At 41.0% G+C, this 20,552-nt stretch carries 19 protein-coding genes; 8 read left to right on the forward strand and 11 right to left on the reverse strand.

The genetic code is table 11. From position 1 onward, the window contains the following. The first annotated feature begins 25 nt into the window (after positions 1-25). Together B4K11_RS10225 and cysG are read left to right on the forward strand one after the other, a co-directional pair. Entirely contained in the window at positions 26-748 is a 723-nt protein-coding gene (locus tag B4K11_RS10225) for a phosphoadenylyl-sulfate reductase (protein ID WP_292956298.1), read from the forward strand. Positions 749-1,114: 366 nt separating this feature from the next. After that, the gene (gene cysG / locus B4K11_RS10230; protein WP_292956301.1) at positions 1,115-2,539 is read left to right on the forward strand and encodes a siroheme synthase CysG; all 1,425 of its coding nucleotides are present in this window, start codon (positions 1,115-1,117) and stop codon (positions 2,537-2,539) included. Positions 2,540-2,583: 44 nt separating this feature from the next. Here the strand turns inward: cysG and B4K11_RS10235 are convergent, their stop codons facing one another. Then, a complete protein-coding gene (locus tag B4K11_RS10235; RefSeq protein WP_292956304.1) occupies positions 2,584-2,763 on the reverse strand; it encodes a PCP reductase family protein in 180 nt (59 codons plus the stop codon). A 178-nt stretch (positions 2,764-2,941) separates the two neighbouring features. Next, positions 2,942-3,526 (reverse strand): TetR/AcrR family transcriptional regulator, encoded by a 585-nt coding sequence (locus tag B4K11_RS10240; RefSeq protein ID WP_292949887.1) that lies wholly within the window; start codon positions 3,524-3,526, stop codon positions 2,942-2,944. Positions 3,527-3,636: 110 nt separating this feature from the next. Here B4K11_RS10240 and B4K11_RS10245 point away from each other — a divergent pair, with 110 nt between their 5' ends. Continuing rightward, complete coding sequence (locus B4K11_RS10245) at positions 3,637-4,176, forward strand: carboxymuconolactone decarboxylase family protein (protein WP_292949885.1); 540 nt, start codon at positions 3,637-3,639, stop codon at positions 4,174-4,176. A 68-nt stretch (positions 4,177-4,244) separates the two neighbouring features. Next, the gene (locus B4K11_RS10250) at positions 4,245-4,685 is read left to right on the forward strand and encodes a BLUF domain-containing protein (protein WP_292949883.1); all 441 of its coding nucleotides are present in this window, start codon (positions 4,245-4,247) and stop codon (positions 4,683-4,685) included. Between the two features lie 17 nt (positions 4,686-4,702). Here the strand turns inward: B4K11_RS10250 and B4K11_RS10255 are convergent, their stop codons facing one another. The 8 genes from B4K11_RS10255 to nrdA form a co-directional block, all read right to left on the reverse strand. Next, positions 4,703-5,995 (reverse strand): DEAD/DEAH box helicase, encoded by a 1,293-nt coding sequence (locus B4K11_RS10255; protein ID WP_292949881.1) that lies wholly within the window; start codon positions 5,993-5,995, stop codon positions 4,703-4,705. Positions 5,996-6,496: 501 nt separating this feature from the next. Further along, on the reverse strand, positions 6,497-7,465 hold the full coding sequence (locus B4K11_RS10260; RefSeq protein WP_292949879.1) for an alpha/beta hydrolase: 969 nt from the start codon (positions 7,463-7,465) through the stop codon (positions 6,497-6,499). 397 nt (positions 7,466-7,862) lie between these two features. After that, positions 7,863-8,816: an alpha/beta hydrolase gene (locus B4K11_RS10265; protein ID WP_292949877.1), complete on the reverse strand. Its 954-nt coding sequence runs from the start codon at positions 8,814-8,816 to the stop codon at positions 7,863-7,865. Between the two features lie 744 nt (positions 8,817-9,560). Next, the gene (locus B4K11_RS10270) at positions 9,561-10,430 is read right to left on the reverse strand and encodes an alpha/beta hydrolase (RefSeq protein ID WP_292949875.1); all 870 of its coding nucleotides are present in this window, start codon (positions 10,428-10,430) and stop codon (positions 9,561-9,563) included. Between the two features lie 345 nt (positions 10,431-10,775). Continuing rightward, positions 10,776-11,999: a hypothetical protein gene (locus B4K11_RS10275; RefSeq protein ID WP_292949873.1), complete on the reverse strand. Its 1,224-nt coding sequence runs from the start codon at positions 11,997-11,999 to the stop codon at positions 10,776-10,778. 637 nt (positions 12,000-12,636) lie between these two features. Continuing rightward, entirely contained in the window at positions 12,637-12,903 is a 267-nt protein-coding gene (gene yfaE, locus B4K11_RS10280) for a class I ribonucleotide reductase maintenance protein YfaE (protein WP_292949871.1), read from the reverse strand. A 10-nt stretch (positions 12,904-12,913) separates the two neighbouring features. Then, positions 12,914-14,044 (reverse strand): class Ia ribonucleoside-diphosphate reductase subunit beta, encoded by a 1,131-nt coding sequence (gene nrdB / locus B4K11_RS10285; protein WP_292949869.1) that lies wholly within the window; start codon positions 14,042-14,044, stop codon positions 12,914-12,916. 88 nt (positions 14,045-14,132) lie between these two features. Beyond that, a complete protein-coding gene (nrdA, locus tag B4K11_RS10290; RefSeq protein WP_292949867.1) occupies positions 14,133-16,397 on the reverse strand; it encodes a class 1a ribonucleoside-diphosphate reductase subunit alpha in 2,265 nt (754 codons plus the stop codon). 569 nt (positions 16,398-16,966) lie between these two features. On the opposite strand from nrdA, the gene B4K11_RS10295 reads away from it, so the two are divergent. Continuing rightward, on the forward strand, positions 16,967-17,179 hold the full coding sequence (locus B4K11_RS10295; RefSeq protein WP_292949865.1) for a DUF2788 domain-containing protein: 213 nt from the start codon (positions 16,967-16,969) through the stop codon (positions 17,177-17,179). 88 nt (positions 17,180-17,267) lie between these two features. On the opposite strand, the gene B4K11_RS10300 is transcribed toward B4K11_RS10295, so the two are convergent. Then, positions 17,268-17,774 (reverse strand): HugZ family protein, encoded by a 507-nt coding sequence (locus B4K11_RS10300; RefSeq protein ID WP_292949863.1) that lies wholly within the window; start codon positions 17,772-17,774, stop codon positions 17,268-17,270. Between the two features lie 242 nt (positions 17,775-18,016). On the opposite strand from B4K11_RS10300, the gene B4K11_RS10305 reads away from it, so the two are divergent. From B4K11_RS10305 to B4K11_RS10315, 3 genes are all read left to right on the forward strand, one after another. Next, entirely contained in the window at positions 18,017-18,427 is a 411-nt protein-coding gene (locus B4K11_RS10305) for a hypothetical protein (protein ID WP_292949861.1), read from the forward strand. Positions 18,428-18,575: 148 nt separating this feature from the next. Further along, a complete protein-coding gene (kdsA, locus tag B4K11_RS10310; RefSeq protein ID WP_292949859.1) occupies positions 18,576-19,424 on the forward strand; it encodes a 3-deoxy-8-phosphooctulonate synthase in 849 nt (282 codons plus the stop codon). Between the two features lie 150 nt (positions 19,425-19,574). Beyond that, positions 19,575-20,552, forward strand: a 978-nt coding sequence (locus B4K11_RS10315; protein ID WP_292959364.1) for a protein kinase domain-containing protein, incomplete at its 3' end; no start/stop codon positions are given.

Raw genomic sequence — 20,552 nt, forward strand, 5'->3', positions numbered from 1 at the left:
AATAGTGACAGTGAGGGTCCCTATCGTGAGTGAGCAAATGAATTCTGAGTTACAAAGCAAAGTTGAAGCGACTGCTGCTTTACTTAAAAAAGGCCTAAACGATTATGATGGTTCGATCGTTTTTGCAAACAGCCTAGGCGCTGAAGATGTTGTTATCGCAGATCTAATCAGCAGATACAGCCCTGAGATTAACAACTTTGTACTTGATACAGGGCGCTTACCAGAAGAGACTCTCAAACTTCTGGCTGACGTTCAAGCACGCTACTCAAACATAACCGTTAAAGTGTATTACCCTGAAGCAGCAGATGTAGAAGGATTTGTAGCTGAAAATGGTGTCAATGCATTTTATGAATCTCAGGATTTACGTAAAGGCTGCTGCTTTGTCCGAAAAATAAAGCCGCTTAAACGCGCATTATCCACCAGCAAAGCCTGGATAACGGGTCTTCGCCGTGAACAATCCGTTACCCGTGATGAGATTCAATTTGAAGAGTGGGATGAAGGTAATAATATGCACAAACTTAACCCTCTGGCCGACTGGTCTGAGAAGGAAGTTTGGGCATACATCAAAGCAAACGATGTACCTTACAACGAGCTTCACGATAAACACTACCCAAGCATAGGCTGTGCACCCTGCACTCGTTCTATCTCGATGGGTGAAGATGTTCGTTCTGGCCGTTGGTGGTGGGAGAACCCAGAAAATCGCGAATGCGGTTTACATCCAGCAACGCCATTGAATTTCAAGAGCTAAGCAAGACCCCGAGGCAAACAGAGTTTGCCTCAACAGGAGACCTCTCTGCACCTGCCATATAAAAAAGCGATCTTCCCCGCTAAGCCCAGCAAGGCTTTGTAGTCGCTCGCAATTTTATATGACAGGCCGCAGATTCTATTCACTAACACCCCCCATATACACCCTATCAGCCAATATAAATATTGCCCTATTTTAAAGCACAGCCCTCTTGATCAAGCATCAAATGCACCGAAACAGACCATTAAAAAAATCACTCAAAAAAATATCCATAGTTTCCTCGTTTATACGCTGAGCCACTAGTCAAAAATCATCATTCTGCTGGTAAACTATAGTTATATAGTAGAGTTCAACGGCCGGAGCAAACTCGTGGATTATTTACCTCTTTTTTTCAAACTGACTAAACAGAATGTTCTTTTAGTTGGAGGTGGAAATGTCGCTTTGAGAAAAGCACGTCTTCTTTGTCGTTCAGGCGCTGACGTTACTGTTATTTCTCATCATGTCTGCGAAGAGCTTCAACAACTGCTAGATGAAAACAACGGACTTTCAATCACAGGCGAATACCATGCAGGCCTATTGGAAGGGAAAATTCTAACCATTGCTGCGACAGATGATGATGATCTTAATGAGCGCGTACATTACGACTCAGTAGAAAGAAACATTCCCGTTAATGTTGTCGATAACCCCAAGCTCTGTACCTTTGTTTTCCCTGCAATCGTAGATCGATCTCCTGTCGTCATTGGAATCTCCTCAGGCGGGAGTGCTCCCGTACTCGCTCGCCTTCTACGTGCCAGACTAGAAACATGGATACCGAAGTCATACGGCAAGCTCGCCAGTATTGCCAACCACTTTAGAGATCGAGTTAAAGCCAAATTTAGTACTGTAGATCAACGCCGTATTTTTTGGGAAAACGTCCTGCAAGGGCAAATAGCAGAAAAAGTATTTACCGGTAGAGAGGCTGAAGCAACACAGCTTATTGAAGAGAAAATAGCCCATGAAGATCCAGACCACCAAACAGGTGAAGTCTACTTAGTTGGAGGTGGGCCAGGCGATCCTGAATTACTAACCTTTAAAGCCCTTCGTTTAATGCAGCAGGCTGATATCGTCTTATATGATGCGCTAGTCTCTGAAGCTGTTTTAGACCTCTGTCGACGAGATGCCGATTTAGTCTTTGTAGGTAAGAAGCGTGACAACCACACGGTGCCTCAAGAAGGCATCAATGAGCTGCTCGTAAAGCATGCTCAATTAGGGAAACGCGTTGTTCGTCTAAAAGGAGGAGATCCTTTTATTTTTGGACGCGGTGGAGAAGAATTAGAAACTCTCAAAGCCAACAATATCCCCTTCCAAGTTGTTCCGGGCATAACGGCAGCAAGTGCTTGCTCGACATACTCTGGCATCCCATTAACCCATCGTAATTATGCTCAGTCGGTGAAATTTGTTACTGGCCAGCTGAAGAATCGCACAACTGATTTGAACTTTGACGAATTGGTCCATCCAAATCAAACAGTTGTGTTCTATATGGGGCTTCACACCTTACCCACTCTCAGCCAAAAACTAATAGAGCATGGGAAGCCAGGGGACACACCTGCAGCTATTGTATCAAGAGGAACATCGGCCGATCAGAAAGTACTAACGGGAACACTGGAAACATTATCATCACTACAGGAACAGGCCCAGCTACCTGCCCCGGCGCTGATAATTGTAGGTGAAGTGGTATCTTTACATGAAAACTTAAGTTGGTTTGGTGATGAGGTCATTGCACAAAACCTATCGCCAGTTAAAGCCGAACACTGAGAACAAGCATACATAGGGAGTCATAAGGCTCCCTCAGCCCTCAACTACTTTTGTGAATCCATCTGCTTTTTCTTAACCTTATCCAACAATTCAACAGTAATTTTATCTAGCCCCTGCTGACGCGCCGCTTTTTCGACCTTATGGCGAATTAATTTACGCACAAAAAATGGAGCGGCATCTACACGCTCTTTTGCTTCATTATCCCACTCAAGTTTATCCGCCATCTATCTACCTCATACCTTTCGATGCATTAATATCAAAGCAAGGCATTATACGCTGCATATATGATAAGCCAAGTTATCCATAAAAACTGTGCATAACTTAGTGGATGGTTTGGGGAGGGTTCGCTGAAAAGACCAAACTACGTAGTTTTAAGCGATCTGTACACATTACCAACAATCTCTATGATCGGCTACTATCGAAGATCTCAAGAATTAACATTTCAACTAATTTTTCATTATTACTACTACGCAAATACGTTCTCAAGCCCATCATCTGTACGATAACTTTCTTTGCTAAAACTTCGCAATCTACATTAGGTTTTAACTCTTCCCGTAACTTAGCTTGGGCCAGTAGATCTACCATAGAGCCTTCCATGGATTGCAGTAACACTTTACTCTCATTCACCAATTCAGGCTGCTCATCAGTTAACTCGGCTATCGTTTTAACTAACATACACATGTCACTAGGAACTTGATCTCGCTGATCCAAAACAAGCGCTTTTATAAATCCCTCTATTGCACCTAATATTGACTTCGATTTAGCCACATTTAACTGAAGCAGATCACGGCCTTGCTGTGAATAACGATTAAGCGCTTCTTTAAATAGCTGCTCCTTGCTTCCAAAGGCCGCATAGAAACTACCCGGCCGAAGATTAATCGTCCGCTGCAGGTCTCGGGTTGAAGTGCCATGAAAGCCCTTCTCCCAAAAAAGCAACATCGCCTTATCTACCACTTGCTCCCGATCATACTTTGCCGTATTCGCCATCTTTGCAACCTTTTTTTGAACATACGATCAATTTTAACTTGATCAATCGATCAAATACAAATACTCTTCTTATTATTGACCATTCGATCAAATATAGTAGGTATTTATTAATGAATAATCTCAAAGTACATACAATGGAAACGGCACCGACCGAGAGCCGCCCTTTTTTAGAAAACTCTATTAAAGGCTTTGGACTTATCCCAGGGCTTCATGGCGTTATGTCAGAGTCCCCTGAGCTTCTTGAAACCTACCAGATACTTCACAAAAAATTTCAAGAGACTTCATTTGATAAAGAGGAGCTGACCGTTGTTTGGCAAACTATCAATGTCGAACACGATTGCCATTATTGCGTACCAGCACACGCGGCAATTGCCAAAATGATGGATGTTGACGAATCACTAACGCTTGCATTACGAAATCGAGATGCTATGCCAACAGCCAAACTGCAAGCGTTACATGACATGACTCTTTCGATTGTACGTAACAGAGGGGTTGTAAATCCGGATGATGTTTCTGATTTTTATGATGCTGGTTACGCTCCAAAGCAACTACTGGAAATCGTACTTGGCCTCGCCCAAAAGGTTATGAGTAATTACGTCAATCATCTAGCCGATACCCCGCTTGATGACCGTTTTAAACCATTCCTATAAACAAACTTTGATCTAGTTAAATTAGATAGACGTAGAAGCGGTACACATTAAGCCTAAAGAGGTTTCCTATGTACCGCCTCATTTATAAGAGTGAAAGCGTAGATATCCTAGATTGGGAACAGGTTAGAGATATTCTCAATCATAGCGAACAGAATAATGAGCATGCAGGCATCACGGGCACGCTACTCGCTACTGAACATCACTTCCTTCAAGTTATTGAAGGAAAATATGAAGAAGTAAACAAGCTGTTCATGACCATTACCCATGATCTTCGGCATACCAATATACAGCTTATCTCATTCGACTTAATTGATAGCCGACTATTTGCAGGATGGGGTATGAAAGGACTTGGCCTATTCGATGTCAATTCAGAGCAAGTCCAAGCCCTAAAACAGAAATATGGATCACGTTTAGGAGAGCTCGAATTACCTTTAGAAAACTGGCAAGCACTTTCACTGATTAATGACTTAAATATGATGAAAGATCTACCCGACTGGAAACGCCACTAAATCTATAGACCTGTCGATCATTTTTTCAGTAACGATGGCCTTACCGCCTTTACAGACAATGTACTTTCATACTTTTCCTGTGGAGGATAACGGTCCAAATTTTTCTTTTGTTTTGATCGCTTCTTTTTAGGAGGTTTTACCGACGCATTAGATTCAACTAACTTTCCATTTTCCAAAGACGGTACTGGACGTAATTTAATTTTTTGCTTAATTAAACCTTCTATTCGCTTCAGAAACTCTCGTTCAGCAGGGGCAACCAAGGATATTGCTTCACCACGTTCACCCGCCCTACCTGTGCGGCCAATACGATGTACATAAGCTTCTGGTACATTAGGTAGATCGTAATTTACAACATGAGGTAGAGACTCAATATCTAAGCCTCGTGCTGCCACATCTGTTGCGACTAATATTTGTAGCTCACCCGAAGTAAACTCTCCCAACATACGTATTCTTTCACGTTGAGTTTTATCACCATGGATAGATGCGGCATCAATTCCCTCTTTCTTGAGGTAATCAGTGACCTCATCAACGCGTTTTTTGGTGCGTACAAATATAAGAGCCTGTCCCCACTTACCCTCTTTAATCAGGTAACTTAGGACATCTGCTTTATCACTATTATCAACCGCATAAGCATACTGTTTAACTTGGCTAGCCGTTGAATTTCGAGGGTTCACTTTAACTTTCTTAGGATTATTCAGATAAAACTCAGCTAAAATCTCAATACTTTCATCCGCAGTAGCTGAAAACAAAAGTGTTTGCCGAGGCTCTGCAGAAAACTCCATAATCTTTTTAATTGGCTCAATAAACCCCAGATCCAGCATTCGATCAGCTTCATCAAGCACCAGAAACTCCAGATGCTTAAGGTTAATAACTTTTTGCTGAAGCAGATCAAGTAAACGCCCAGGCGTAGCAACAACTATATCAGCCCCACGCTTTAGCTTACGCACCTGATTATCAAGCCTCACGCCCCCGTAGACAGACATAACACGCATATTAAGCGAACGGCCATACTCCAAGGTATTATCAGCCACTTGGATAGCAAGCTCCCGCGTAGGCGCTAATACCAATGCTCTGATCTGTCTATAATCAGGAGACGGCTCAGCTTTACTCAACTTTTCGATAATAGGTAAGGCAAAGCTCGCAGTTTTACCCGTGCCCGTTTGCGCTTCCGCTAACAAATCATCTCCCTGCAAAACAAGCGGAATCGCTTTAAGCTGGATAGGAGTAGGTTTGTTGTAACCCAGTTTCTGGAGTGTTTTTTGTAGCTCAGTACAAAGAGCTAATTCAGAGAAAGAGGAGTTGCTGCTCATTCAGGAACCAAACTATAAATGAAAATAATAGCTCTATTTTACCTTATCATGCTTAGGTAATCAGCGACTAAAGCACTCTCTCACTATAAAGAGTAAAGATCGCAGACCAACCTATATACAATATTAAAATTATAATTGACCTACCTAATCAGTGAATAAGCACCAAAACTTAGATTTACAGTTCAGGTCAAGACAACAGCTAGAGAGATCATTATTGCCCGTCGTAAGTTGTTAACGGTGGTGTTGGATAATTCTGTTGCCTCGCAGGGCTAAAAATTAACTCTACCGACTACGCGCCTAATCGTTTGAAAAATACTTTTCTCTCCAATATCCTTCTGCCGTGCATAAAGCTTCTATGTCTTTTCACTAAAAAGACATAGAAGCTTCTCGCAAATACCCTAAATCAGAACTAAATAGGTATAAAACGTATATCAAATATTCGAGCAAAAAAAACCAGACGTATCCACATCTGGTTTTATGACTTTCAGTGCGTCTAGAGCTCTATTCCGAAGCTCTGCGCTTATCAATCCAACGTCGAATTAATCCTTTTTTCGGTTCTTCTTCGGTGATAGCCGATTGATTTGATATAGCAGACTTAGTATTAGTATCTAAACTACTCAAGAATGACTCAACTTTGACCGTATAATCATTATTATCGCCTAAATCCTCATTCATCTCTTTATGCGACAAGTCTTTACTTACTACTGATGCCCGAACTCCCAAAGAATTCGCCTTTGCTGAAAAAGCGTTAGCTTGAGAGCACGCCCCTTTACGACTAGATGAGCAAGTAATCAACAATGGTGGTGCATCAGCTTTTAACTGATGGTATGGAGATGCCTCAATCCAAAAGCTAGAATCTTTACCAAAGGCATCATCATAAAAACCATAATGGCGCTGATTCATAACACTTGGAACATCTAAAACAGCACTATCAAGCAACGCTGAACCTAACCAACGCTTGCCCCCCAAGCGCACATGCTGACCAACAGATGAAGATACCAAGCCAACCAGGTGCGCTCCCGCAGAGTGGCCCATTAAAATAAACTTCTCGGGGTTAGCCCCCCAATTACTCGCTTGCTGCTGTGCGGTTATTAAAGCATTACGCACATCCTCTGCCTGTTGAACAGGATCTGACGCTCTTGGCAGCAAACGATAGTTGATCGAAATAAATACAAAGCCTGCTGGCAACCAGCGCTCTATTTTATTCTGAATGACGCTTTTGGATTCCTTATCGCCCATTTTCCAAGCGCCACCATGCACCATAAAAATCACAGGCGCATTGTTTAAGCCATCGCGTGTATATACATCAAATTTATGAGCGCTATCAGGACCATAGGGAATATCCTTATGAACTTCCACTGTAGCTCCACCGTAATTTTTGGTTTTAACACGATCTATAGCGCATGCATGTAAGCTAAAAAAACTAAGCAATAGAATTACTTTATGAATATATAACTTTTTAAAATTCACCCAAAACCTCCTTATACCTTTGCTATATTAATTTTTATCCGTAATTAATAATAAAGGTCTCAATTGACTCAGCTGTAACTGAGAAGCATCAAAATACTTATTAATATTCCCTTAAAAATGATCACTATAACAATACATAGTGAATCTAAAGTGAATTAGTAAAAAAAACCCTCAAACAAAGCTACCCTGTTTCAATGTATAGATGGATGATGCCACCCAAAACTAAGAACTCATTGCAAGTTTAGAGTCCCTTACTCTCCTAGGGCAATACAAAATTTGCTCACATACATAAGGGCATAAGCTACTTATTAGTAACTAGGCCCTAACTGAAATGACAAAAAATCAGACACCGTTTTTATAGAAAGGTAGTTTTATTAAACCGTTATTTTGATACTTATCACTTAGCAGTCCAACGCTTTAAAGCACTTAGCTTAGATTCCTCACCAGTAATAAGCATCTGCTTTTCTATAGCTTCTTTCGCATTAAGATCTAAACCAGAAAGAAAAGATTCTACGTCCGCTGTATAGCCATTACTAGCTCCTAAATCCTCATTCATCTTCTTATGAGATAAATCTTTGCTAACTACATACACATCAATACCTAGAGAGTTCGCTTTAGAGGCGTAAGAGTTAGCTTGCTGACAAGCACCTTTTCGCCCTGACGCACAAGTAATTAGGATCGGAGGCACCCCCGACATTAACTGGTGACGTGGTGATGCTTTCGCCCAAAACCTTTTATTTTTACCAAAGGCTTTATCATAAAAGCTATAATGCTTCTTCTTCATGATTGCTGGAACATCTAAAGCTGCACTATCTAATAACACGGTCCCCAACCAACGTTTGCCGCCCTTTTTCATATGCTTATTTGCCGATGCGGATACCAAGCCGACTAAGTGCGCTCCTGCCGAATGCCCCATTAAAATAAATTTTTCAGGATCCCCCCCCCAAGCAACCGCTTGTTTTTGAGCGGCTATCAATGCATTACGCACATCTTCAGCCTGCGCAATAGGGCTAGAAACCTTAGGTATTAAACGGTAATTGATCGATATAAATACAAAGCCTGCCGGTAACCACCGCTCAATTTTATTTTTAATAACGCTTTTAGACCCTTTATTTCCCGTCTTCCAAGCACCACCGTGCACCATAAAAATTACAGGAGCATTACTCAGCCCATCACGAGTATACACATCAAACTTATGTGAACGATTCTTGCCATAAGGGATATTTTTATAAACTTTTAAGGTGCCATCGCCAAATTTACTCGTTTTAGCTTGCTCTGCCGCATACGAACTCAAGCTAAAAAACGCGAGTAAAAATATAATATTTTGGATAACCAAATTTCTCAATTTCACCAGACTTCACCCCAACAAATAAAATTCATTCTGCGATTACTTTATTAATCAAAAACGCCACCTTATAACACCATTACACTGAAACCACTGGAATTATTTAAGCATTCAGGTAATAAGGCTTGCTCTAAAAATCTGAAGTTAACCTAACATGAAATAATAACGATTAAACTTAAAGTTTTATCTATTTCCGAGCTAAGAAGTATCTTCACAATCAGACCATCTATCCGCCCAGATTAGATTTACCCCTATATCACTTCTCTCTGAAATAGTTCTTTTTACTAAACCCCAAGAAACACTCCATAAACTAGGTCAGAACTGACCAAGTGCCATTCAGTTCAAAGCTATAGCCCTCGTTTTGCATGGGCAAGATCTATCAGCTGTGACACGAATATGAACAGGTAAAACAGTATGCTTCTCATTAACTATTATAAAGAAGCCCAGTAAATCAGAGCCCCCCCCTAACTATCGACAGGCGAGAGAATTAAGCTTAAAGCCTAATGACTATTTATAAAATAGAGTAAAGGTTAAATTACTCCTTACCGCTCGACGTCTTGATTCTCCGACTGTCTATAAACAAATTCAGATTTCTAATACAGCCCCATTTACATAGGTCCGTAAAAAAACAACCTCAATCCAGAATAGGATATTTCTTAGGTCCCATAGTATTTCCAATACAAAACAGTATCAGTATGTTAGTGGACACATTTAAATCACAACGAAATAGTTCAGCTAATGTAAATTAGTCTACTCGCCTAAACTACTAAAAAATGACTCCACACTATTAGTATAGTCATTGCTATCACCTAAATCTTCATTCATCTCCTTATGCGAAAGGTCCTTACTAATGACTAATGACCTAACCCCCAAAGAGCTTGCTTTATCGGCATATGCATTTGCTTGCTCACATGCTCCTCTCCGATTTGAAGAACAGGTTATCAGTACAGGCGGGACATCTGATTTTAGCTGGTGATATGGGGATGCAGAAACCCAAAATCCAGGATTATTGCCAAAAGCATCATCATAGAAATCGTAGTGCCGCTTCTTCATTATGGCCGGAACATCTAGTGCCGCGCTATCGAGCAAAACTGTACCTAACCATGGTTTGCCTCCTCCACTTATGTGCTTATTTAAAGAAGCAGCGACTAGACCTGTCAGATGAGCACCAGCTGAATGTCCCATTAAGATAAACCTTTCGGAATCGCCTCCCCAATTAACAGCCCCTTGTTGTGCTGTAATTAAAGCATTACGAACATCATCCGCCTGTTGAAGCGGATCTGTCGCTCTTGGCAGCAAACGATAATTAATTGAGATAAATACAAAACCTGCCGGAAGCCAACGTTCTATTTTATTCTTAATAACACTACTTGACTCTTTATCTCCAAGTTTCCAGGCACCGCCATGAACCATAAAGATAACAGGAGCATTACTAAACTCATCCCGGGTATAAACGTCTAATTTATGGGCACGATCCGGTCCGTAAGAGATGTCCTTATACAATTTCACTGTTCCATCGCCATATTCACTCATCTTAACTTCTTCTATTGCGTGCAGATTAAAGCTGATTAAACTTAGCAATAACATAACATTGCGAACAATTATATTTCTAGAATTCACCGAAAACCTCCCCTACCGAAGTAGGTTGCATTTTTGTACTTACTTAATCATAAATGCCGTCACTTGCCGCACCAAAAAACAGGTTTTAACTACGGAAGCTATTTCACATCAGTTTAATTATAAGAATATTTTAGGAATCTGCAGGTAAGCTTACATGAAATTTAAACAAGAAAATCAAAGATAGTGATAATGCATTCAAGAATAAATGGAAAGGCTCATAAGTTAAGGCTGCTATTTAATACAGCCATAACTTATGTAGATAGAAGAGAACTAAGTTAGTGAGGAACATTAGTCATAACACATTCTCAGTTTAGGTTATTTGACTCTAAACCAATATAAATTTTACTAAGGGGCAACTGAGAACAAATACAGTCTTTCAACGGAACCTAGTTCAGCAGTTGGCACTGTTGACAGTTGCTGCAATACAGGTAGGCGATCACTAAAAATTGCAGGGGTCTCTACACGGGGCTGTGCCCAATCATAACCTTCACCTAATAGAGGATGTATAAGAATAACTGTACTTGTATAAGTTAAGCCGTAATCATCACTTTCTATTACCTGCAACTGTTCCCCAATATTGAATATTAAAAAGACCCTTCCATCGGTATGTAAAGAAACTTGACTATAAACAGCATTATGCGGATTTTCTAAAACAAATGATGAGTTCCACTGCTCAGTAGTTGCATCATACCGATAATACTTTAAATGCTTATCCACAGGCCAAATAAGATGAATATTTCCCTGCTCATCAACACTCGCGCTGTAATGACTACCATAAGGATCATGAAAACCCGCTGGCGTAGCTTCAAGAACAACAGGTACGGTCCAATTACCTCCTGAAGTTGCACGTGTAAAATTCAATGTGCTTTGAGAGTCATCCCCACTACTTACATCTGTATAGATTAAAGCGATACCAGTATCTAGATTTAGCAACCGTCCCGCTTTTGCGGGTCGTCTGTTCTTACTCCCCCAAACACCAGCGTCATCCCAGCTTCGTAGCGGCTTTTCACTTGATAGCCCCGTCAACTGAACCTTGTTAGTTCTACCAGTCAACGTAAATGCAACATGGAAAGTTTGATCATTATCAACCGCTAAGGTGGGGGCACTTGGGGTTTGAGTAAAGCTCTTAAAGATTCTTCTTTTTTTCAGGTTCCACCAGGTAAATAAATGAGGATCATAGGTTAAACGGCTATACCAGAGCTCTTTACCACAACTATGAACAATATGAAGATAGTTATCATGAATTAGCAGATCAGCTGTAGACTCATGATCACTACACTCTAAATCAATCGTTTCCTTCCACCCTAGATCTCCAGACTCCTTAACCATTAAAGCTAACGCGGCCTGATTTTCACTGTCACGATTACCTAAATTCACAAGTAGATGCTGACTACCATCATCTGTAAAAACAAAACGCTCCTGATGCCGATATGAAATCATGCGTTCGGCAGTACCGGTGATTGTTGTTAAACCTTCTATAATGGATGCAGCATGTGCTGTCGCTGTGAGAAAAAACACCGAAGAGAATAAAACTGGCCAAAACAACAATCTATGGCGGAGAGACTTCATTACTAGCAATCCTGTGCTTTAATTAATCAAACACACACTATTGCCATCTAAACAAAGCGGACTTTGATTTAGTATGACAAACTTCCGGTGTATGCAGTATGCTCGATACGAGCAATTAGCTTATATTATAGAGCACCTACTGTATAAAAAACAATCAACGATATAACTATATTAAGCGGCTATTGGTAAATAGCGATAATTCAAGTAAGTACTCCAATAAAGTCGATGTTTGATCAATGCTGAAAAATATACGTCTTACCAGGTTAAAAGCCAGTTCTCACAAATAGATAAACCCACCCCTTTAAACAAAAAATAGAGTGGAATGACTTAATAGATACTATGAAGTAACTTACCCCCACAAACTGTGGATAAGTCAGTGAATAGTTTTTGGGTAGATTGCGCAAAGCCGCAAAATACCTTGTATCTAGCAAATCGTGTGTTTTTTAACACCAAGAAAAATTATTCTTTATTTTCAATAAGTTAAACATTTCAATAGAATTTTATCTTTTTTAGAAATGCTATGTTTATGCTATTGACAGAAGGGATAAAAAGACTGTGCACAAGAAAATAAAAAACGGTGAAGCCCTGGAGCAACACCGTTCATGTTATTTGAAGAAAGTTAAATATTTTAATTCAACTACTCTTCGGGCATTTCCAACTCAATGTGAGTTTTAGGAATGCAGCAACAGGTCAGCACTTCATCATCTTGAAGATCTAATAAACTTTCCTGCACATATTCCACTTCGCCTTCAATTAAACGAACCTTGCAACAGCCACAATAACCTCCGCGGCAGTTATACGGTGCAGGAATCTCTTGTACTTCCAGAGCATCTAACAAAGTCGTTTCATACTGATAATAAAACGTATGATGATTGTTAACTTTGATCCGTGATGGGCCAGCCATGATACTTTCCTTACAGGTCAAAGCCGTCAAAATCGTCATCACCTACTTCGTTGTCAATCTGACCGACGAGGTAAGAACTTATTTCCGCTTCCTGCGGTGCCACTTGTACATTGTCACTCACTAACCAAGCGTTCATCCACGGTAGAGGGTTCTGGCAAGGCGGAAAGATCTCTTCCAGATTCAGTGCCTTCATCCGTACGTTTGTGATGTATTCAACGTAGTCAGATAAAATTTTAGCGTTCAAACCAATCATAGAGCCTTCACGGAACAAGTACTGAGCCCAGTCCTTCTCTTGCTGAGCAGCTTCCTTGAAGATCTCATAGACTTCAGGCTCACACTCTTCAGCAATCTCTTTAAATACAGGATCGTCAGCACCCGACGCCATGATATTAACCATGTGCTGTGTACCGGTCAGATGTAAAGCCTCATCTCGAGCAATCAGCTTAATGATTTTAGCGTTACCTTCCATGATCGCACGCTCAGCAAAAGCGAACGAGCACGCAAAACTGACGTAAAAACGAATCGCCTCCAACACATTGATCGAGACCATAGTCAGATAAAGTTTCTTTTTCAAATTACGCAGTGACGTATCAAAAACTTTACCATTTATCGTATGCAGACCTTCTCCGTGAATGCTATGAACATTACACAAGTTGATAAACTCATCATATAAACGAGTTACAGAGTCTGCTCGACGAATAATCTCTGGATTTGTCACTATCTCATCAAAAACCTCTGAGGGCTCGGTGATGATATTACGAATGATGTGCGTGTAAGAGCGGCTATGAATCGTTTCACTAAACGCCCAAGTTTCAAACCACGTTTCCAATTCCGGCAACGACACTACAGGCAAGAAAGCGATATTAGGTGAACGCCCCTGTACAGAATCAAGCAGTGTCTGATACTTCAAATTACTCAAAAAGATGTGTTTTTCATGCTCAGGCATATTCATGAAGTCTTTTCGATCCGTAGACAGATCAACTTCTTCTGGACGCCAGAAGAATGAAAGCTGCTTTTCGATTAACTTTTCAAAAATAGGATATTTTTGTTTATCGTATCGAGCAACGTTAACGCTACGACCAAAAAACATCGGCTCTTTAGTTGCATCATGAGTACTATGACTGAACGTGGTGTACGCCATCGAGATATTCTTTCCTGAATATTAGAATTATTAAACCTACAGCTACCGCTATCTGTTTCTATATTGAATTACGGAAGTCCGTGCAGCTTTACAGCTTGCACGCACCACCTTCACAACCACCATCATCGGTCTGATCTGACGCGCCATCACGTGTATTGTGGTAATACAAAGTTTTAACACCGTATTTATAAGCTGTTAAAAGATCCTGTAACAGCTGCTTCATCGGCACTTTGTCATTAGGGAAAAGAGAAGGGTCGTAATTCGTATTTGCGGAAATCGATTGGTCAACGAACTTCTGCATAATACCCACAAGCTGGAGATATCCAATATTGTTTGGAATATCCCAAAGTAGCTCATACTGCTCACGAAGCTCAGTGTAACCCGGCACAACCTGCTTCATAATGCCGTCTTTACTTGCTTTAACAGATACATAACCACGAGGAGGCTCTATACCGTTGGTAGAGTTAGTAATCTGAGAAGATGTTTCACATGGCATCAGCGCTGTTAGCGTACTGTTACGTAAACCAAACTCACGAATATCTTCACGCAATGTTTCCCAGAAATAGTGCAGCGGTTCCTCACAGAACTCATCGACTTCACGCTTATAGGTATCAATTGGCAAAATGCCTCTTGAGTACACAGTTTCGTCGAACTTAGGACATGCACCACGCTCTTTGGCTAGTTCATTTGAAGCTTTCAGCAAGAAGTACTGCACTGCTTCAAATGTTTTATGAACCAAACCGTTTGCTGAACCATCCGAGTATTTAACACCGTTCTTAGCCAGATAATAAGCAAAGTTAGTTACGCCTACACCTAGAGGTCTGCGGTTCATAGTCGAAGTATGTGCAGCAGGAATTGGGTAATCCTGATAATCCAACAGATTATCAAGCGCACGCACAATCAGATCAGATAGGTTTTCTAACTCATCCAAGCTATCCAGCGCGCCCAAGTTGAACGCGGACAATGTACAAAGTGCGATTTCACCTTCAGGATCATTCACATGCTGCAGCGGCTTAGTCGGCAATGCTATTTCTAAGCATAAATTGGACTGTTTCACTGGTGCGACCGAAGGTTCAAACGGGCTATGCGTATTACAGTGATCTACGTTTTGAATATAGATACGGCCTGTCTGAGCACGTTCAGCAGCTAAAATACCAAACAGTTCTACCGCTTTGATTTTTTCTTTACGGATAGATGGATCATTTTCATATTGAACATACAAACGCTCAAATTCATCTTGATCCGCAAAAAACGCATCGTAAAGGCCTGGCACTTCATGCGGGCTGAAGAGTGTAATTTCTCCGCCTTTAATCAAACGGGTATACATCAGCTTGTTAATCTGTACGCCATAATCAAGATGACGTACACGGTTCTCTTCCACTCCTCGGTTATTCTTCAATACGAGAAGAGATTCTACTTCCAAGTGCCAGATTGGATAAAATAGAGTCGCAGCACCACCACGGACACCGCCCTGAGAACAAGATTTAACAGCCGTTTGGAAATGTTTATAGAACGGGATACAACCTGTATGATAAGCCTCACCATTACGGATAGGGCTGCCTAAGGCACGAATGCCGCCCGCATTAATACCAATGCCGGCACGCTGGGAAACATACTTAACAATTGATGCCGACGTTGCGTTAATCGCATCTAAACTGTCGCCACACTCAATTAAAACGCAAGAACTAAACTGACGTGTCGGTGTACGTACCCCTGCCATAATCGGTGTAGGCAAAGAAAGCTTGAATAATGAAGTCGCATCATAAAAACGCTTCACATAATCTAAACGTGTCTCTGCTGGGTAATCCGCAAACAAACAAGCAGCCACCAGCATATAAAGAATCTGAGGACTTTCGTACACTTCACCAGTAACACGGTTTTGAACTAAATACTTACCCTCTAACTGCTTAACCGCAGAGTAGGAGAAGTTCATATCGCGTTTATGGTCTAAATAACCATTTAGCACTTCCCAGTCAGCTTCAGTGTAATCTTCTAGCAAATGCTTATCGTAGCGCCCACCCTCTACTTGTTCCGTTACATGCGCAAAAAGATGAGGCGGTTCAAATTGGCCAAATGCTCGTTTACGCAGATGGAAGATCGCTAAACGCGCAGCCAGGTACTGATAATCTGGGGAGGTTTCAGAGATTAGATCCGCTGCAGATTTAATTAACGTTTCATGGATATCAAACGTTCTCATACCTTCAAAGAACTGAAGGTGTGCTTTCAATTCAACTTCTGAGGGTGATACTGCGTTTAATCCTTCAGCAGCCCAAATAACAACCTTATGAATCTTTTCCAGATCAACAAGTTCTTGTCGTCCATCCCTTTTCGTTACCATCAGATCTTGCTGCATGCGACCTTCCAATTGAAAACTTTTATAATTATGAGCTGTTTAAAATATCAAAGGCGCCTATTAAGACCGGTCTTACCTTCAATAGAGCCTGCTATTAACGCGGCTCACAGCTTCTCTACTCAGATCAGGGTCACACACTATATGTAGTAGCCCAGATAATTTAAGACACTAAATATAGTGATATCAAAGTGTTTTGCAATACTTGATTTTGGCTTTTTTTGGGTGTAGGCGGATAGAAAAAATATGGAGAAGGTCAGAAAATACGGGGGCTACAGAGCAGTCTGGCTCATTTAATTAATGATGAGTTTTTTTAAAAAAAATTGTGAATTTCTAAGGCTCAAAATATGTGCCAAAATCAAGCCCCAAATTCACTATTTCGATTTTTTCCCTTTCAATTTTAAAGTAGCAAAGATCGACTCCCTCCAAAACCAAGCTCTTAATAACCATCTCTTATATTGCCATACATAGAAAAACTGCAAAATATACCCTTCGGCAACGCTTTACTGTAGAATTCGCCAGCAAATTTATTGTGTTTAACAACTCTATATTTGGAATAAGGTAACCTCACTATGCGCTTAGCTGAAATGGAAGCAATTGCCCTTAATGTTGGTTTAGCTGTCTTCGCGGTCTTTATTTTCTTTATCATCTACGATTTAGCTAAAAAATCGAATGCAGGTAAATTTGGCACCTTTATTCTTTTCTTCGCGCTTGGTCTCGGTTTAGCTGCTTTCTTAGTAAAGACCGTTGTTGTTGAAATAATGGAAGGAAAAGCGCCCATTTAGATCTTTAGCCCTCAACCAATCACAACAGACAAAGCGTAGCCCAAAAATCCCAGCTACGGTCCTTATACTGCACTTATCATGTTGAACGTTAGCGCCCCTTTTTAACCTGTTCTTTAGTTATATGTATTAGCTCGCCTGAAGAAAGGTCAATCGTATAGGCTTTACCAAATCCAACAACATAGTGTCCTTCTCTAGGTGTTAGACGAAACAATTTAAAATCAGACAGCCCTCTAAGCATTCCCACTATATTGCCAAAATGCTTTTCCATTTTATCAAGCAATGCGATGCAGGCATCACTGCCTTTTTCAATTTCAGTGGTTTCACACTTATAAATCACCCTCTCACGCGCAAATATATTCTGACTCTCGCCTTCATCCGCAATAAACATGATCGATGCATAAGGGCGATTGATCAAATTACCGGTATGCGCAGCTAACAGGCTTATAAAAATATAAAAGCCCCCATCATCACTCACATAAGGGGCGTAACTAATTTCTGGATATTCGTCGCCTTGTGTTGATAACAACAACGATTTTTTTCCTTGCTGTAGCTCTCTACAATTAGCACGAAGTACTGCTAAATTTTCAGTATTCATATCTCAGATGACCCACAGTGACCATGTATGATTAACGCTATTTATTATAAATATTATAAAAAACACTAAAAGTGCACAATTTTGGCCGATACTATAAATATAAGTTATGAAGAAGTCCTGATAAGTGACTGAATGACTTGGTCTTCTTGACCCAAATAAAGCACGATCAGGTTCATTAATATAGATAATCGTATAACTCAGTTACGACTATCTAAAAAGGCAGTATTGCTAAGGTGATCGTCATGGGTAGCTCCAAAGTATTTATCCGCCATCCAGACGAGTTTCCTATCGAACTCGATATAAAAGAATCTAATTCTTTAAGTGCCATTCCCCCCTCTCTTGAACTCGTTTGTCATTCCGACAAGGCCTTCCATTCGGGCGATGGGATCACACTTAAAATTCCAAGTATCGCAGCGCAGCTCGAAGTAAATGGCACGATACAAAGCTGTAGCAATGCCTCCGATGGCTATGAATTGGGGATCACATTTGGCGATAACTGTGCCTTAATGAGAATCCGGATGCTGGAGCAACTTTGCTATATTCAACGCTATCGCAACCACGTTTTAACGGTTGAAGGTCGAGATATTTCAGATCAGGATGCGGCTCTAGAATGGATCAATAAATATGCCCACCTTTTTCCTTCTTCCCCCTGAACAACATATTTACAGACAAAAATTATGCTAACATTCAGCCACCTTCTCCACTTTTTTAAAAAAAAATCCCTATTTCCAGAATCAGTTGTTGTCATCTTCGAGAGAGTTATAATGTCTCTTTCTAAGTAATGATGGACGATCGATAGCAATGCAGCAGAAAACCGTTACCGCCGCAAATATTGAAATCGCTAATGATAAGCCAATGGTTTTATTTGGCGGCATGAACGTACTGGAGTCTCGTGACCTCGCAATGAGAATTGCGGAGCATTATGTGGAAGTCACCACGAAACTTGATATCCCTTATGTCTTTAAAGCATCCTTCGATAAAGCAAACCGTTCATCCCTTACCTCCTTTCGCGGCCCAGGGCTTGATGAAGGATTAAAGATCCTGCAAGAAATAAAAAATACCTTTAATGTACCTCTGATCACCGATCTACATGAGCCTCACCAAGCAGCTCCAGTAGCCGAAGTCTGCGATATCATTCAACTACCAGCCTTTTTATCGCGTCAAACAGATCTTGTTGAAGCGATGGCAAAAACAGATGCCGTTATTAATATTAAGAAAGCACAATTTCTTGCTCCGCAAGAGATGGGGCATATTCTGCATAAATGTGAAGAAGCGGGTAATGACCGCTTAATATTGTGCGAGCGCGGCTCAAGCTTTGGTTATAACAATCTAGTCGTCGACATGCTTGGTTTCTCGATCATGAAAGAGTTTGGCTACCCAGTCATGTTTGACGCAACACATGCATTACAGATGCCAGGCGGCCGTGCTGATTCAGCCGGTGGTCGCCGCGCACTCGTTGCTCAACTATCAAGAGCGGGGTTATCTCAAGGCATAGCAGGACTATTTCTAGAAGCGCATCCGAACCCTGACCTAGCTAAATGCGATGGCCCTTGTGCTCTACCACTAAATACACTGGAAGCTTATCTAACGCAGATGAAAGCAGTAGATGAACTTGTAAAAAGCTTTCCTGTTCTAGATACATCAATCTAAATACCAGATAAGCGATAAGAAGCCTAAACTCTGTTTTGGGCTTCTCCCCCCCATTTCTACAACTCCGTAAAATCTGCAAATTAACTACTGACTTATAGCACCGCTCTTGACTATGATATGTAGATAAAAAACAAACGGTTTAATAATCTAATGAGCGATTCAGCAGACTCAATCTATCAGTCACTTCAAGAGGCCGACTTACTTGGCCCTGAGCACCACCGTTTTAAGCTGATAAAACACAATGCGACTCACTCTTTAGGGGAGTTATGGCAAGCCGAAGACATTAGTGTCGCCGGAAACCCCTTAGTCACATTACTCATTATTAATCCCTCACTGTTAAAGCAAAACGACTTTGCCGAAGGAATTAAAAAACATGCTGCCCAAAGCAAGCAGTTACAAAACAAACATATTGCTGAATGTTATGGGTTTTTCCCCCACAAAGGCGGAATACTTCTCCTTGCATATGAAAAATTAGATGGCTTAACCCTCGCCTCTATGATCAAAAGAAAAACCAAACTTCAACAAGCACAACAACTCGGCTTACTGCGGCAAATTGCCTATGCAGTCGATATGGGCTACCAAAAGCTACACAGTCCTCATGGATGCTTATCACCCGATACAATTTTCATTAACCGCAAAGGTGGTGTAAAACTCACGCTGCAGGCTATGCGAGACAGCTTAGAATCAATCGCCAGTCTGGTAAAACAACCGCTCACCTACCGACAGTACCAATCTCCGGAAGCATTCCATCCCGGAAAACTCAGCCGTAAAACCGACGTATACTCATTTGCGGCTATCGTTTATGAATTACTGACGGGCACTGCGGCCTTCAACATTAAAGATTCAGAAGCAGACCGTGTTCGTAAACAATTAATACAACCTGACGACTTAGATAACGGTCAATGGGAGGAGTTACAAAAAGCGCTTTCAACCGATACAGAGCAACGCTTTCCAAACTGTACTGAACTAATGAAAGCAGTTTTTCCTGCTAAAAAAGAGGAAAAAGAGGATGAGAAAACCTCTTCCTCAAGCGAGGAAGAGGACAAGGATAGCACGACCGAAAACCCTATCGAGACTGATACGATAGAGGATGAAAACACGTCCTCATTAAAAGATAAGCTCAAAGCG

The organism is Neptuniibacter sp. UBA6509, from assembly GCA_002435145.1.
Classification (GTDB): domain Bacteria; phylum Pseudomonadota; class Gammaproteobacteria; order Pseudomonadales; family Balneatricaceae; genus Neptuniibacter.